This window comes from Cellvibrio zantedeschiae, assembly GCF_014652535.1.
In the GTDB taxonomy this organism is placed as follows: Bacteria; Pseudomonadota; Gammaproteobacteria; order Pseudomonadales; family Cellvibrionaceae; genus Cellvibrio; species Cellvibrio zantedeschiae.
In genome coordinates this window covers 1,580,456-1,594,545 of the sequence record NZ_BMYZ01000001.1, presented here as the reverse complement: position 1 = coordinate 1,594,545, position 14,090 = coordinate 1,580,456, and the positions used below count along the sequence as shown (strand labels likewise).

Annotated in this window: 15 protein-coding genes; 3 read left to right on the top strand and 12 right to left on the bottom strand. The window is 43.5% G+C overall.

Annotation, left to right across the window (positions count from 1 at the left end):
* Positions 1 to 40 precede the first annotated feature (40 nt).
* Positions 41 to 346, top strand: coding sequence for a hypothetical protein (locus IE104_RS07055; RefSeq protein ID WP_189417023.1), 306 nt, complete (start codon positions 41 to 43; stop codon positions 344 to 346).
* 9 nt (positions 347 to 355) lie between these two features.
* Positions 356 to 775: a secondary thiamine-phosphate synthase enzyme YjbQ gene (locus IE104_RS07050; RefSeq protein WP_189417021.1), complete on the top strand. Its 420-nt coding sequence runs from the start codon at positions 356 to 358 to the stop codon at positions 773 to 775.
* Positions 776 to 832: 57 nt separating this feature from the next.
* Here IE104_RS07050 and ffh read toward each other — a convergent pair whose 3' ends face one another.
* Positions 833 to 2,221, bottom strand: coding sequence for a signal recognition particle protein (gene ffh / locus IE104_RS07045; RefSeq protein WP_189417019.1), 1,389 nt, complete (start codon positions 2,219 to 2,221; stop codon positions 833 to 835).
* A gap of 238 nt (positions 2,222 to 2,459) precedes the next feature.
* On the opposite strand from ffh, the gene IE104_RS07040 reads away from it, so the two are divergent.
* Positions 2,460 to 3,260: a cytochrome C assembly family protein gene (locus IE104_RS07040; RefSeq protein WP_189417017.1), complete on the top strand. Its 801-nt coding sequence runs from the start codon at positions 2,460 to 2,462 to the stop codon at positions 3,258 to 3,260.
* A 9-nt stretch (positions 3,261 to 3,269) separates the two neighbouring features.
* Here IE104_RS07040 and IE104_RS18980 read toward each other — a convergent pair whose 3' ends face one another.
* From IE104_RS18980 to rpmF, 11 genes are all read right to left on the bottom strand, one after another.
* Positions 3,270 to 3,974 (bottom strand): tetratricopeptide repeat protein, encoded by a 705-nt coding sequence (locus IE104_RS18980; RefSeq protein WP_229837689.1) that lies wholly within the window; start codon positions 3,972 to 3,974, stop codon positions 3,270 to 3,272.
* A gap of 21 nt (positions 3,975 to 3,995) precedes the next feature.
* The gene (gene cysS / locus IE104_RS07030; protein ID WP_229837814.1) at positions 3,996 to 5,393 is read right to left on the bottom strand and encodes a cysteine--tRNA ligase; all 1,398 of its coding nucleotides are present in this window, start codon (positions 5,391 to 5,393) and stop codon (positions 3,996 to 3,998) included.
* Between the two features lie 30 nt (positions 5,394 to 5,423).
* On the bottom strand, positions 5,424 to 7,136 hold the full coding sequence (locus IE104_RS07025; protein ID WP_189417008.1) for a glutamine--tRNA ligase/YqeY domain fusion protein: 1,713 nt from the start codon (positions 7,134 to 7,136) through the stop codon (positions 5,424 to 5,426).
* Between the two features lie 89 nt (positions 7,137 to 7,225).
* On the bottom strand, positions 7,226 to 8,278 hold the full coding sequence (mltG, locus tag IE104_RS07020) for an endolytic transglycosylase MltG (protein WP_189417007.1): 1,053 nt from the start codon (positions 8,276 to 8,278) through the stop codon (positions 7,226 to 7,228).
* Between the two features lie 42 nt (positions 8,279 to 8,320).
* Positions 8,321 to 9,178 carry an aminodeoxychorismate lyase gene (pabC, locus tag IE104_RS07015; RefSeq protein ID WP_189417005.1) on the bottom strand — a complete coding sequence of 286 codons (858 nt, stop codon included), beginning with the start codon at positions 9,176 to 9,178 and terminating at the stop codon, positions 8,321 to 8,323.
* A gap of 79 nt (positions 9,179 to 9,257) precedes the next feature.
* Complete coding sequence (gene fabF / locus IE104_RS07010; RefSeq protein WP_189417003.1) at positions 9,258 to 10,496, bottom strand: beta-ketoacyl-ACP synthase II; 1,239 nt, start codon at positions 10,494 to 10,496, stop codon at positions 9,258 to 9,260.
* Positions 10,497 to 10,661: 165 nt separating this feature from the next.
* The gene (gene acpP, locus IE104_RS07005) at positions 10,662 to 10,898 is read right to left on the bottom strand and encodes an acyl carrier protein (RefSeq protein ID WP_189417002.1); all 237 of its coding nucleotides are present in this window, start codon (positions 10,896 to 10,898) and stop codon (positions 10,662 to 10,664) included.
* 201 nt (positions 10,899 to 11,099) lie between these two features.
* Positions 11,100 to 11,843 carry a 3-oxoacyl-ACP reductase FabG gene (fabG, locus tag IE104_RS07000; RefSeq protein ID WP_189417000.1) on the bottom strand — a complete coding sequence of 248 codons (744 nt, stop codon included), beginning with the start codon at positions 11,841 to 11,843 and terminating at the stop codon, positions 11,100 to 11,102.
* A 39-nt stretch (positions 11,844 to 11,882) separates the two neighbouring features.
* Positions 11,883 to 12,821, bottom strand: coding sequence for an ACP S-malonyltransferase (gene fabD, locus IE104_RS06995; protein WP_189416999.1), 939 nt, complete (start codon positions 12,819 to 12,821; stop codon positions 11,883 to 11,885).
* 11 nt (positions 12,822 to 12,832) lie between these two features.
* Positions 12,833 to 13,852 (bottom strand): phosphate acyltransferase PlsX, encoded by a 1,020-nt coding sequence (gene plsX / locus IE104_RS06990; protein ID WP_189416997.1) that lies wholly within the window; start codon positions 13,850 to 13,852, stop codon positions 12,833 to 12,835.
* 23 nt (positions 13,853 to 13,875) lie between these two features.
* The gene (rpmF, locus tag IE104_RS06985) at positions 13,876 to 14,058 is read right to left on the bottom strand and encodes a 50S ribosomal protein L32 (protein WP_189416995.1); all 183 of its coding nucleotides are present in this window, start codon (positions 14,056 to 14,058) and stop codon (positions 13,876 to 13,878) included.
* Between the last annotated feature and the right edge of the window lie 32 nt (positions 14,059 to 14,090).

Genomic DNA, 14,090 nt, shown 5'->3' with positions numbered 1-14,090 from the left:
CCAGCGCGATAATCCATTAGGTTCAGCTGAGGTCATTAATATGTTGCGAAAAATGGTGGTGACTAGCTTCTTACTAACAATCGTATCTTGCACCTCCGCACCAACTAGCAAGCCGACAACAAATCCGGAAGCTACTAAATGCCCGGAAGAGCGCGTGCAAATGTGTACTCGGGAATATCTTCCGGTATGCGCCACTCGCGACACTGGAGTGCGCTGCATAACAGCACCCTGCCCCTCAACTGAAGAAAAAACTTATGGCAACGGATGCTCAGCTTGTGCGGATGCAAAAGTTATTGAATATCGCGCGGGTGCCTGCGAGGCAGATGTGAAAAAAACAAACAACTAAGGATTTTCTATGTGGCATCAAAAAGAAATTCAATTAAAGCCGCGCAACCGCGGATTTCATTTGGTAACCGATGAAATCCTTGCACAGATTCCAGAGCTGAGAAGTATCAATATTGGATTGCTAAATGTTTTTATCAAACACACATCGGCATCTTTAAGTATTAACGAAAATGCAGACCCAACAGTTCGGCAAGATTTTGAAAGTTTTTTTAATCGCGCAGTTCCTGAAGACGAACCCTATTACAAACATATGGATGAAGGTAGCGATGACCTGCCCGCACATTTAAAGGCGAGTATTTTGGGTTCCAACGTAAATATTCCCGTTACCAAAGGCAGATTGAACATGGGCATTTGGCAGGGAATTTATTTGTGTGAGCATCGTAATCATGGCGGCAGCCGCTCCATTGTAATTACCTTGCAAGGCGAATAATTCACACTGTATAAAATAAAAAAGGCGCATTTTCTGCGCCTTTTTTTAATCTTGAACTTATCGCTTTGGTGGTAATCCGGGCAAGCCACCTGCTCCCCCCAAACCACCCATTGCACCGCCAATGCCACGCATCATTTTGGCCATGCCACCACCTTTCATTTTGCCCATCATCTTCGCCATTTGTTTGTGTTGTTTTAACAAGCGATTCAAATCCTGGATTTGTGTTCCAGAACCTAAAGTAATACGGCGTTTGCGTGAACCACTTAAGTCATCAGGATTGCGGCGCTCTTCCGGCGTCATGGAACTGATGATAGCTTCCATGGTTTTAAATTGTTTATTCATGTTGGAACTTTGAGCAAGCTGTGCAACATTTCCCATACCGGGTAACTTATCCAACATAGATGTTAGGCCGCCCATGTTTTGCATTTGCTGCAATTGATCGCGCAAATCTTCCAAATCAAATTTTTGGCCTTTAGTTACTTTCTTAATTAACTTGTCTGCTTTTTCTTTGTCGATTGAACGTTCAGCTTGCTCAATCAGCGACATAACATCGCCCATACCAAGAATACGCGAAGCAACACGCTCGGGATGGAAAGGCTCAAGTGCATCAACCTTTTCGCCCATACCTAAAAATTTAATTGGCTTGCCAGTAATATGGCGAACAGAAAGCGCAGCACCACCGCGCGCATCACCGTCTGCCTTCGTAAGAATTACACCGGTCAATGGCAAGGCATCGTTAAACGCTTTGGCAGTATTCACTGCGTCCTGACCAATCATGGCGTCGATCACGAACAAGGTTTCAATGGGATTGATCGCCGCATGCAAATCTTTAATTTCGGTCATCAATTCTTCATCGACATGCAAACGGCCAGCGGTGTCCACTAACAGCACATCGAAGAATTGACGCTTGGCGTGATCAATAGCGGCTCGTGCAATATCCACCGGTTTTTGTTCAATATTGGAAGGGAAGAAATCGACTTCTACTTCGCCCGCCAAGGTTTCCAATTGCTTGATCGCGGCTGGACGATAAACATCCGCACTCACCACTAAAACTTTTTTCTTTTCACGCTCTTTCAAAAACTTGGCTAATTTAGCAACAGATGTGGTTTTACCCGCACCTTGTAGACCGGCCATCAACACAATTGCTGGAGGTTGCTGGGCAAGATTCAAGCGCTCATTTGCTTGGCCCATGGTAGCGATAAGTTCATTCTCAACAATTTTGAGAAATTGCTGACCGGGATTAAGCGCCTTGCTAATTTGCGCACCCAATGCACGGCTGCGAACTGTGTCTATAAAAGATTTAACTACCGGTAACGCAACATCTGCCTCAAGCAAGGCTTTACGTACATCGCGCAAGGCATCTTTAATATTATCTTCGCTCAGGCGGGCTTTGCCGGTAATACTGCGGAATGTGTGGGATAAGCGATCCGTTAGATTCTCAAACATAGCTAGTCTCGATCTTCAATGTGGGCTTAATTAGCGGGCTAGCCGCCGAAAAATGGCCGCGATTATAACCTTAAACCCATGTTTATAGGCGAGTTTGATGGACAATTCTTGCTGAATTATCGGCAGCCATGGCAATTAGGCTTCCCTTATGACAAACTCGCTATTGAGATTGTTTATCATTGCGCCGCGTTCTTAACATCACTATAAATCTATAGCTACATTCTTATTGAGCCTGTTTATGCTGTTTGTCATAGCTAACATTACCGCCGCAGTTCTTTATGCCGCTTTAGGTATCTATCTGGCGCGTCAATTGATCCAACAGAAAGATTTACACCTGACGAAATTTCTTGCCGGAATTGGATTGACCCTGGCGATACATGCCATTGGAATTTATGGAATCAGCGTAAAGCCTGAGGGAGTTCAACTAAGTTTTTTCACGGTATCTTCCCAAATTTTTTGGGTGATCAATGCCATAGTGCTTTTAAGTAGCTTGAAGAAAGCGCTGCATAATCTATTTATATTTTTACTGCCTTGCTCTGCCCTGGCCATAGTTACAACCTTGTACTCGCATACCGAAAGCACTATTTTGCAACTCAATTACACCTTGGCCAGCCACGTTATTTTATCCATTATCGCCTACAGCCTGTTAACGATTGCGACTTTGCAAGCAATGCTCCTCTCCTACCAAAATCGTCATCTGAAAAGCAGAACCGGCTTGCAATATTTGCGTTACTTGCCGCCGCTACAAACCATGGAAGCCTTATTATTTGAGTTTGTTTTGGTCGGGCAAATTTTACTTACGCTATCCATACTGAGCGGTTTTATTTTTCTCGATAATATTTTTGCACAACACTTGGTACACAAAACGGTGTTTTCAATCGCTGCCTGGATTGTGTACGGCTTTTTATTGCTGGGTAAATATAAATTGGGATGGCGCGGCAACACCGCAATTCGCTGGACACTGGCAGGCTTTTTGTTTTTGATGCTGGCTTATTTCGGCAGCAAATTGGTCTTAGAGATTATTTTGCAACGCGTATAAAAAAGCCTCTTAAGAGGCTTTTTTGTCTTTGCTTTTAAGTTGCTTGATGTATTCAAGCTCATTCAATGCATTTTTATCATTCTTATCCAGCTCAAGACATTCTTTAAACTTCTTTTCCGCCTCATCCAATCTACCCAACTCAATCAGCACAAATCCAACTCCACGTTTGGCTCGCGCTAACTCCCTCGTTCTAATGGATTCTGGCGAATAAGTTAACGCGTAGTCTTCAGCAAGTGAATACTTTTCTAAGGCAGTATTCCAATCGCGCTGGGTTTGGTAAATATTTCCAAGTTCAGCCAAATAATTTGCATTAAGCGGCGACCACTCCAAGGCTTCATTTAAAAATCTAATTGCGTTTTCCAACTGCCCCAAATCAAAACTGGAGTAGGCTTTCATAAAAAGAGCTTCAGGGCATGTTGCCGAAATGACTTGCGCATCCACATTTTCGGCACCGGCTAAACCAAGATAGAAAATGGTTTCAACCTGATTACGCGCCGCATAAATCTTTCCCTTATAATTCGCTTTCTGTGTATTGCAGCGTTCAATGATAGGATTGAAATATTCATTTATAGCCCGTTGGGCAGATCCATTTGCAACCAGCGCCGTGCCTTTCCTCAGCAATTCATCATCATTGATAGTGCTGGCTGGATTTTGTTTCCCAGTTGCACAACCAGCCAGCCCCAACACACACAACAACGCAAACATGCTTTTCATTTTATATCCCTATTTATGAAGTTATTCTCTACGCCAAAGAGTTCCACCGGTTTTGGAATCCTCAAGCACTACTTTTTGCTCAAGAAGATATTTACGGATTTCATCTGCACGGGCGTAATTTTTGTCGGCTTTCGCCTGTATACGCTCAGCAATTAATTGTTCGACTTTTTCAGCAGCGATAACATCATTACCACCCGCTTGTAAAAACACTTCTGGATTCTCTTGCAATACACCTAAGATCAAGCCAAAAGCTTTCAATTGAGCAGCCAAGTTTTTTGCTACTTCCGGTTCGTCTTTGGCATTATTTAAATCGCGCACCAAATCATACATGCCCGCCAAGGCCACGCGAGTATTGAAGTCATCATTCATAGCCTCGACAAAGGCTTTGTAATAAACACTATCCTGCATCTCGGCAAAAGCCAGGGGAGCAATATTGGTGTAATTGCGCAACGCACCGTAGAAACGCTCCAGCCCCGCACGCGCTTCAATTAAATTATCTTCTGCATAATTAATTGGGCTACGGTAATGGCTGCTTACCAATAAAAAACGTACAACTTCTGGATGATATTTTTCCAGCACATCGCGTATCGTGAAAAAATTGCCGAGTGATTTCGACATTTTTTCACCATCGACGCGCACAGCGCCGGCGTGCATCCAATAATTTACATATTTGCAACCGTTGGCGGCTTCGCTTTGTGCAATTTCATTTTCGTGATGCGGGAAAGGTAAATCAGGGCCTCCACCGTGGATATCAAAGGTATCGCCGCAGCATTTTTTACTCATTGCTGAACATTCAATATGCCAGCCTGGGCGACCATTACCCCAAGGTGATTGCCATGATGGATCGCCTTCTTTGGCCGCTTTCCAAAGTACAAAATCACGCGGATCTTCTTTAACTTCATCAACTTCAACACGTGCACCCGCAAGCAACTCATCCACATTTTTATTGGTAAGTTTGCCGTAATCTTTAAAGCTGGTTACACGGTAGTAAACATCGCCATTAGTTGCGGCGTAAGCATGGCCTTTATCAATAAGCGTTTTGCTCATATCAATAATGCCGTCTATAAAGCCGGTCGCACGCGGCTCAATGTCCGGGCGGGCAATACCTAAACGAGCTTCATCTTCATGCATATAGTCAATGAAGCGTTTTGTGAGGTCAGTATATTCCTCACCATTTTCTTTGGCGCGATTGATAATTTTGTCATCAATATCGGTGATATTGCGAACGTAATTAACGTCCCAACTTTGGCTACGCAAAAAGCGCGTAATTACATCAAACGCGACCAATACGCGAGCGTGACCTATATGGCAATAGTCGTAAACGGTGATGCCGCAGACATACATAGAAATTTTTCCCGGCTGCATGGGTTTAAAAATTTCTTTTTGACGTGTGAGTGTGTTGTATATCTGAAGCATTATTTAATCCGTAACAAATAGCGAAATATAAAATTATTCTTGATCATCAATTTTTGCAAAACTGTCTTTTAAACCAATGGTACGGTTAAACACGATTTTGTCAGCGCTGGAATATTTACTATCCAAACAGAAATAACCTTGGCGTTCAAATTGAAAGCGATCATCTAACTTAGCTTTACCTAAACTCAGCTCTGCCTTACAACCTGTTAAAATCTCCAGGTTGTTAGGATTAATCGAATCCAGGAAATTTTTACCGCCAGCATCTGGTGCTTCGTCAGTAAATAAGCGCTCAAAAATTCGCACTTCGCAATCAACATTTTGCGTGGCAGAAACCCAATGAATTACGCCTTTAGGTTTTACACCATCAGCAGGATCTTTACCCAAAGTGCCTTCAATAATGCGTGCACGTATTTCAACGATATTTCCAGCCTCATCTTTAACCGCTTCATCAGCTTCAATCACATAAGCGCCGCGCAAGCGTACACGTTTACCCAACACTAAACGCTTATATTTTTTATTGGCTTCTTCGCGGAAATCTTCCTGTTCAATAAAAACAGTTTGTGTAAATGGAACTACGCGATCACCCAAATCATCACGATTAGGGTGATTATGAACACTTAAGGTTTCAACTTGATCAACAGGATAGTTAGTCAAAGTAACTTTTAGCGGGCGCAATACACACATTGCACGCGGAGCATTTTTATCCAGATCATCGCGCACGCAGAATTCAAGCACACCAACATCCACGATACCATCTGAACGAGTAACACCAATACGATCACAGAAATCGCGCAAGGCTGCTGGAGTATAACCGCGACGACGCATACCGGAAATCGTTGGCATACGTGGATCGTTCCAGCCATCAACGTGATTTTCATCAACCAATTGTTTTAATTTGCGCTTGCTTGTTACCGAATAATTGATATTCAAACGTGCAAATTCGTACTGACGCGGAACTGCAGGCACAGGAAGATTTTGAATAAACCATTCGTACAGTGGTTTGTGATCTTCAAACTCCAGGGTGCAAATGGAATGCGTAATGCCCTCAATTGCATCGCTTTGGCCGTGTGCAAAATCGTAGGAAGGATAAATGCACCACTTGTCACCAGTTTGGTGGTGATGGGCCTTCTTGATGCGATAAAGAATAGGATCACGCAAATTAATATTGGGCGATGCCATATCAATTTTTGCACGCAATGAACAGGCGCCTTCTTCAAATTCACCGGCACGCATCTTTTCAAACAAAGCCAGGTTTTCGGCAACAGAGCGGTCACGGAATGGACTGTTTTTTCCAGCCTCAATTAAAGTGCCACGATATTCCCGCATTTGCTCTGCATTTAAATCACATACAAACGCCAAGCCTTGTTCAATTAAATGAATCGCCCATGCATGTAATTGGTCAAAATAATCGGATGTGTAACGTACATTGCCATTCCACTTAAAACCCAACCACTCAACATCTTGTTTAATGGAATTAACAAATTCTTCGTTTTCTTTTTCAGGATTAGTGTCGTCGAAGCGAAGATTGCAAGTACCGCCAAATTCCTCTGCCAAACCAAAGTTCAGGCAAATAGATTTTGCATGGCCAATATGGAGATAGCCATTAGGCTCAGGAGGAAAACGGGTCGCGATAGATTGATGTGTGCCCTGCTCTAAATCTTTACGAATAATTTGTTGCAAAAAATGCAGCGGTTTTTTGTTTTCGGGGGATGCGTTTGCGTCGGGAGAAACAATGTGGTCAGTCATGCTGCTATAAATTCCAGAATAAGGACAAGTGACGAAAATTAGGGGTTATTGTAGTGTAAGCACCCCATGATTGTCATTGCTATGAGGTGCTATTTAGGCGTTGAGCGGTAGTCAGAACTGCGCTGCAGTTGATAACGCGCTACCGCACGTTGGTGTTCGCTCAGAGTATCCGAAAACACGCTGGTGCCATCACCCTTTGCAACAAAATAAAGCGCCTTACTTGCATCAGGGTGCAGGGCGGCGTAAAGCGATGCCTTACCGGGAATGGCGATGGGTGTTGGCGGTAAACCCTGGATAACATAAGTATTATACAAAGTTGGTGTTGTCAGATGATCACGCCCGATTTTTCCGCTGTATGCCTCGCCCATTCCATAAATTACCGTGGGGTCAGTCTGTAACTTCATACCTAGCTGTAAACGGCGCACAAAAACACCTGCAATTTGATTACGTTCACTTGCGCTGCCGGTTTCCTTTTCAATAATCGACGCCATGATCAGCGCTTGATAATCCGAGCCGTAAGGCAAATTTTCAGCCTTGTTTGCCCAGAGCTCATTTAAGGTTTTGCGCATGGCACTGTAGGCTTGCGTTAATATTTCAACATCAGTGGTGCCGCGTGAAAAACGATAAGTGTCTGGAAAAAACCAACCCTCCGGATGACTGATGGGTAAATTTAAAATCTGCAAACGCTCGGTATCAGATTTATCCGAAAGTAGATGCTTAAGATTGGGCTCCTGATTAAGCGCCGCCATCACTTGCTTGAAATTCCATCCTTCCAAAAACGTGACCTGGTGCAGAACTATGTCACCTTTATTCAACTTTTCCAGCAGGCCTAAAGGAGTGATTCCTTCTTCCAATAAATATTCGCCCGGATGTATTTTTTCCTTTTGATAATAACGTGCATACCAATTGAGCCAGCGCGCATGGGTTAATACCTTTTGCTTGGCAAGATCATTGGACAAATGGCTTAAGGATTTACCGGAATCCAGATCATAATGGAAACCGCTATGCGGTACGTTCAATGGTGATTGCAGCCACTGCTGAAAACTAAACCACAGGAAGCCAACCGCAATAGCGACCAATAAAATAACAGCCAGAAATCCGGAAAGGACACGGCCTTTAGTTGTGGATAATGTTAATTTCATTTAATTCGAACAATTAATCCTGGCATTGATGGGGCTGTGGTATTACGAGGCCAAGGCTTCGGTTATTAAATCTTGTAAGCTGCAAGTTATTTTATGAATTGGGAAACTCAAGACTTTTTCATCGATTAAATTTGCGACAGGCCAAACCCCGTAAAGACTATTGCACAGAAAAATCGCATCCGCATTAAGCAAGTCATCAACATAAAGCGATTTCACCTGGATATTAAGACCTGCCTTAGGCGCTATAGTTTCAATGATAAAACGTCGCATTACCCCTGACACACCCGCTTCTGACAAGTCGGGAGTAAATATCTCGCCATTTTTTATCAAAAATATATTGCTAAACACGCCTTCAATTAAACGCTCCCTCGTATCAAACATAATACCTTCTGCAATGGATCCATCATTCCATTCAGCGCGAGCCAATATTTGTTCAAGGCGATTAAGATGTTTTAAACCTGCCAAGCCGGGGTTAACACTTAAACGCTGCTTACAATACCTGACAGTAATTCCGTCAGAAAAATAATGTGGCGGATAATTGACTGCCGGAAAAATACCTATAACGATTGTTGGCGTTACGAGAGTTGGCACACTGTAGCCCCTACCACCCTGGCCGCGTGTCACAGTAATTTTTACAACAGCATTTTGCGTATCTGCTATCGAAAGTCCTGAAATTAATTCTGCTAATTGGGTTTCCAGCACATCAATTGCGATAGGAATAAATAATTTTTCACAACTTTTGATTAAGCGATCTTTGTGCAGATCCCACAAAGGAATTTTTGCATTCTGTAATTTACAGGTTTCAAACACACCATCGCCATAAGCGAATCCACGATCAAGTGGAGACACTTGGGCGTCAATAACTCCATTGACAGCGATGACAGGAAGTGTGTGCTGCATAATTCACTCTTGATATTATTAATACAAAAACGCCGAACTGTGGTTCGGCGTTTTTGGTTTTTGACTCAAAGAAAAATAATTAAATTTTTCTAAAAATAATTGAACCGTTAGTTCCACCAAAGCCAAATGAGTTGGAAAGCACTGCATCGATTTTTCGCTCTTGTGCGGTATGCGGCACAAGATTGATATCGCAACCGTCTTCTGGATTGTCCAAATTAATAGTGGGCGGCGCAACCTGATCGCGAATTGCCAACACACTAAAAATTGCTTCGACCGCACCGGCAGCCCCAAGCAAATGGCCAATCATAGATTTAGTCGAACTCACGGCAACATTATTCGCAGATGAACCCCACACCGACTTAACTGCCTGACACTCCGCTTTATCACCAGCGGGCGTTGAAGTACCGTGAGCGTTTACGTAGTGAATGCCAGACACATCGATTTGCGCGTCGCGAATTGCATTCAACATAGATGCCGCTGCACCAGAGCCGTTTTCTGGTGGGGAAGTCATGTGGTAAGCATCACCACTCATACCAAAGCCAACAAGCTCAGCATAAATGCGCGCACCACGAGCCTTCGCGTGTTCATATTCTTCTAGAACTAATACACCCGCCCCATCGCCCAAAACAAAACCGTCGCGGTCTTTGTCCCATGGGCGACTTGCCGCTTGCGGATTATCGTTGCGGGTAGAAAGCGCGCGCGCAGCAGCGAAACCGCCCAAACCAAGTGGCGTAGTCGCCATCTCTGCACCACCAACCACCATCACATCGGCATCACCGTATTGAATCATACGGGCACCAAAACCAATACTGTGAGTACCGGTGGTGCAAGCGGTGGTGATAGCGATATTAGGGCCGCGCAGGTTATGCATGATCGAGAGATTTCCCGAAATCATGTTAATAATTGCGCTGGGAACAAAAAATGGTGATATGCGACGCGGGCCTTTTTCGTTAAGGGTAATTGCGCCCTCGGTAATGGTGCCAATACCACCAATCCCGGAACCAATAGAAACACCTATACGGTCGGCATTAGCTTCGGTGACTTCAAGACCCGAATCACGAATAGCTTGAATACCCGCAACCATACCGTACTGAATAAACGCGTCCATTTTGCGCGCTTCTTTGCCGGGAAAATAATCATCGACAACGAGATCTTTAACTGAAGCACTGAATTGAGTTGTGAATGCAGAAGCATCAAAACTAGAAATGGTAGAAACACCGCTCTTACCATTTACAATGCCATGCCAGGTATCAGCAACTGTATTTCCCAGTGAACTGATCATACCTAGACCAGTAACGACAACTCTTCTGCGTGACACGTTTTGAAACTCCTCAGTTTGACACTTGAGCCAGAATAACACTCAATGCAGGGAAAATTCTTGACCACAAAATAATTTATTGAAACCAAATTGCGGCAAAAGAAAAAGCCGTACTATTTCGCAATAATACGGCTTTTCGAGAAGATAAGTAATCAGCTTTGGAAATTACGCCAAGTTTGAATTGATGTAATCAATAGCCAATTGAACAGTAGTAATCTTTTCTGCTTCTTCATCAGGAATTTCAGTTTCGAATTCTTCTTCGAGAGCCATTACCAACTCTACGGTATCCAAAGAATCTGCGCCCAGATCTTCTACGAAAGAAGCTTCGTTTTTCACTTCGTCTTCTTTAACGCCTAATTGCTCAGCAACGATCTTTTTTACGCGTTCTTCAATGCTACTCATGATGTTATGTAACTCCTAAATGTTTATGACAAAACCGTCAGTTAGTTGAGCCGACAGTCGCCGGAAGCTGATTGCCCGACATATGATTCGGCAAAATCGACGCGCATTTTACATCTATTTAAATGACTTGTAACGCATCGAACCAAAAAAACTTAATAAAACCAAATTTTTCTTTAAAAAACAGCTACTTACACGCAAAATTTAAGACATGTACATGCCGCCATTTACGTGAATAGTTTCCCCGCTAATGTAACCGCCGGCATCGCTGGCTAAAAATACAACAACCGCAGCAATCTCTTCAGGTGCACCTAAGCGACCCAGAGGAATACGTGACAATAATTGTTGTTTTTGTTCCTCTGGCAATACCTTGGTCATATCGGTATCAATAAACCCTGGCGCCACGGTATTAACAGTAATGTTGCGCGAACCCACTTCAGCTGCCAATGAGCGCGCGAAACCTGCTACACCAGCTTTAGTTGCGGCGTAGTTAGACTGCCCAGGATTACCCATAGCACCAACAACAGAACTAATGTTAATGATGCGACCCCAACGAGCTTTCATCATGCCGCGCAAAACACCTTTGCTTAAGCGATAGATCGCACTGAGGTTGGTATTAATTACATCAAACCATTCATCGTCACTCATGCGCATCAATAAATTATCTTTAGTGATACCTGCGTTGTTAACCAGAATAGAAGGCGCACCGAACTCTTCAGTGACACTTTTTAATAATTCAGCAACAGAATCTGCATCGGTAACATTTAATACCTTACCGACACCGCGAACACCTTGCTCAGCGAAACGCGCAGTAATTTTTTCTGCACCCGATTCACTGGTAGCTGTACCAACAACAATCGCACCAGCCTTACCTAATTGCTCAGCAATTGCAGCGCCGATACCACGGCTTGCGCCAGTGACTAAAGCAACTTTATCATTCATGCTCATAGTTGATTCCCATATAATTCTTTCTAGTAAATTGATGGATTAAAATTGAGCCAAAACAGCATCGACTTCTTCCGACTTTTCAATCGAAAGCGTAGTTAATTCTGCATTAATGCGCTTGTTTAAACCTGATAATACTTTGCCCGGACCACACTCAATCGTAGCTGTAATGCCCGCTTGGCTCATTGTATTTACACACTCAACCCAGCGAACCGCGCTGTAAATTTGCTCAATCATTAACGCTTTAATTTTTGCGGGATCAGTTTCTGTTTGGGCACTTACGTTATGCACAACAGGAATTTGCGGTGCTTTAAATTCAGTAGCATTAATGTGTTCTGCCAAACGATCTGCAGCAGGTTTCATTAACGAAGTATGAAATGGTGCGCTTACTGGTAAAGGCAATGCACGTTTTGCGCCGGCCTCTTTACAAAGTGCGCTTGCACGCTCAACAGCCGCCGCCGTACCTGCGATAACAACCTGACCAGGTGAATTGAAATTCACTGCAGAAACAACTTCACCTTGCTCGGCATTTTTACAAGCTTCAATAATTAATGCATCATCTAAACCAATAATTGCAGCCATTGCACCCTGACCGGCAGGCACAGCTTCTTGCATAAATTTTCCGCGCTGCTGAACAAGCTTTACTGCATCGGTAAACGCAACCACACCAGCACAAACCAAGGCAGACCACTCACCCAAACTGTGACCAGAAACCAATGCAGGCTGTACACCATTTTTCTCTTGCCAAACGCGCCAAACAGCAACACTTGCCGTTAACAATAACGGCTGAGTGCGCTCGGTTAAATTAATATCTTCTTGCGCACCGTTTTGTACGAGATCCCATAAATCGTATCCCAATACTTGCGAAGCTTCTGCAAACGTTTGAGCGACAACCGGATAATTTGCAGCTAAATCAGCCAACATGCCAATTTTTTGCGAGCCTTGACCAGGAAATACAAATGCAAGATTTTGTTGAGTCATAAATAGTTACTTTATTGCTGAGAAGAAAAAGATTCGTTAGATAATTCCTGCTGAATACGCGCAGGAATGTTTTGAATAACTTGTTCGCGCGCGACAATCAGTGCTTGCATAAAAGCTCTTTTATTAGCATTGCCGTGGCTTTTTACTAGCACTTTCTGTAAACCTAAAAAACTGGCGCCATTATACATGGATGGATCTAGCTCAGTACGCAACTGTTTTAACAGCGGCCAAATGATTCCACCTGCAATACGGGTAAACCAGTTACGTTTAAATGCCGCCTGTATTTTTTTTGCGATAAAACGTGCAGTGCCTTCACAGGTTTTTAAGGCAACATTGCCGTGAAAACCGTCACATACAATGACATCCATTTCGCCGGTAAAAATTTTATTCGCTTCTATATAACCGGCAAAATTCAAACGCGAATCATCCTGCAACAAATCTTGTGCTGCTTTGATGACCTCCGTGCCTTTGGTGGATTCTGTACCAATATTTAACAATCCAACACGAGGATTTGTATTGGTCGAAGAGGCTAAAATTTTTCCCATCAAAGCAAATTGGTAAAGTTGCTCTGGCGTGCAATTTGTATTTGCACCTAAATCCAATAAATAGGTTTGCCCCTGCTCTACCGGCATCGCTTTGCAAATAGCGGGACGCTCAACACCAGGAAACGTTTTTAGTAAATATTTTCCCATGGCCAGCAGCGCACCGGTATTACCTGCACTTACGCACGCATCGGTATCATTATTGTTGAGCGTTTGTATTGCTAACCACATGGAAGAACTTTTTTTGTGGCGCAAGGCGTGCAAAGGATCTTCATCCATGGCAACAACTTCAGTTGCATTAAGAATGCTTATGCGTTGGCGAGATAGTTTTTTAACAGAAGAAAATGTGAGGAGTTGTTGTTCATTGCCGACAAGCACAATATCAACATCAGTAAAACGGGCGGTAAAATTTTGCGCAGCCGAGATAGCAACGCGGGGACCTAAGTCCCCGCTCATAGCGTCTACCGCTATTCGAATTCTTTCAGACAAGATGTAATCGTCTTGTTCAGAACTTACTCGTTGCTGCCTTTGTCGATCACTTTAACACCACGGTAAAAACCGTCAGCGGTAACGTGGTGACGACGGTGCTTTTCGCCGCTAGTTGCATCTACTGACAAAGTCGGGCCAGTCAATGCATCATGCGAACGACGCATGTCGCGCTTTGAACGAGATTTTTTGTTTTGTTGTACTGCCATGGGATCTACTCCTATTTACTTACTCGTTGGAA

Excerpts from the sequence above, each read along its gene's own strand:
- IE104_RS18980 (WP_229837689.1), bottom strand. The coding sequence starts at position 3,974 with ATGAAAAGCATGTTTGCGTTGTTGTGTGTGTTGGGGCTGGCTGGTTGT.
- IE104_RS07055 (WP_189417023.1), top strand. The coding sequence starts at position 41 with ATGTTGCGAAAAATGGTGGTGACTAGCTTCTTACTAACAATCGTATCT.
- rpmF (WP_189416995.1), bottom strand. The coding sequence starts at position 14,058 with ATGGCAGTACAACAAAACAAAAAATCTCGTTCAAAGCGCGACATGCGT.
- IE104_RS07040 (WP_189417017.1), top strand. The coding sequence starts at position 2,460 with ATGCTGTTTGTCATAGCTAACATTACCGCCGCAGTTCTTTATGCCGCT.
- fabG (WP_189417000.1), bottom strand. The coding sequence starts at position 11,843 with ATGAGCATGAATGATAAAGTTGCTTTAGTCACTGGCGCAAGCCGTGGT.
- mltG (WP_189417007.1), bottom strand. The coding sequence starts at position 8,278 with ATGAAATTAACATTATCCACAACTAAAGGCCGTGTCCTTTCCGGATTT.
- acpP (WP_189417002.1), bottom strand. The coding sequence starts at position 10,898 with ATGAGTAGCATTGAAGAACGCGTAAAAAAGATCGTTGCTGAGCAATTA.
- IE104_RS07050 (WP_189417021.1), top strand. The coding sequence starts at position 356 with ATGTGGCATCAAAAAGAAATTCAATTAAAGCCGCGCAACCGCGGATTT.
- ffh (WP_189417019.1), bottom strand. The coding sequence starts at position 2,221 with ATGTTTGAGAATCTAACGGATCGCTTATCCCACACATTCCGCAGTATT.
- fabD (WP_189416999.1), bottom strand. The coding sequence starts at position 12,821 with ATGACTCAACAAAATCTTGCATTTGTATTTCCTGGTCAAGGCTCGCAA.
- IE104_RS07025 (WP_189417008.1), bottom strand. The coding sequence starts at position 7,136 with ATGACTGACCACATTGTTTCTCCCGACGCAAACGCATCCCCCGAAAAC.
- pabC (WP_189417005.1), bottom strand. The coding sequence starts at position 9,178 with ATGCAGCACACACTTCCTGTCATCGCTGTCAATGGAGTTATTGACGCC.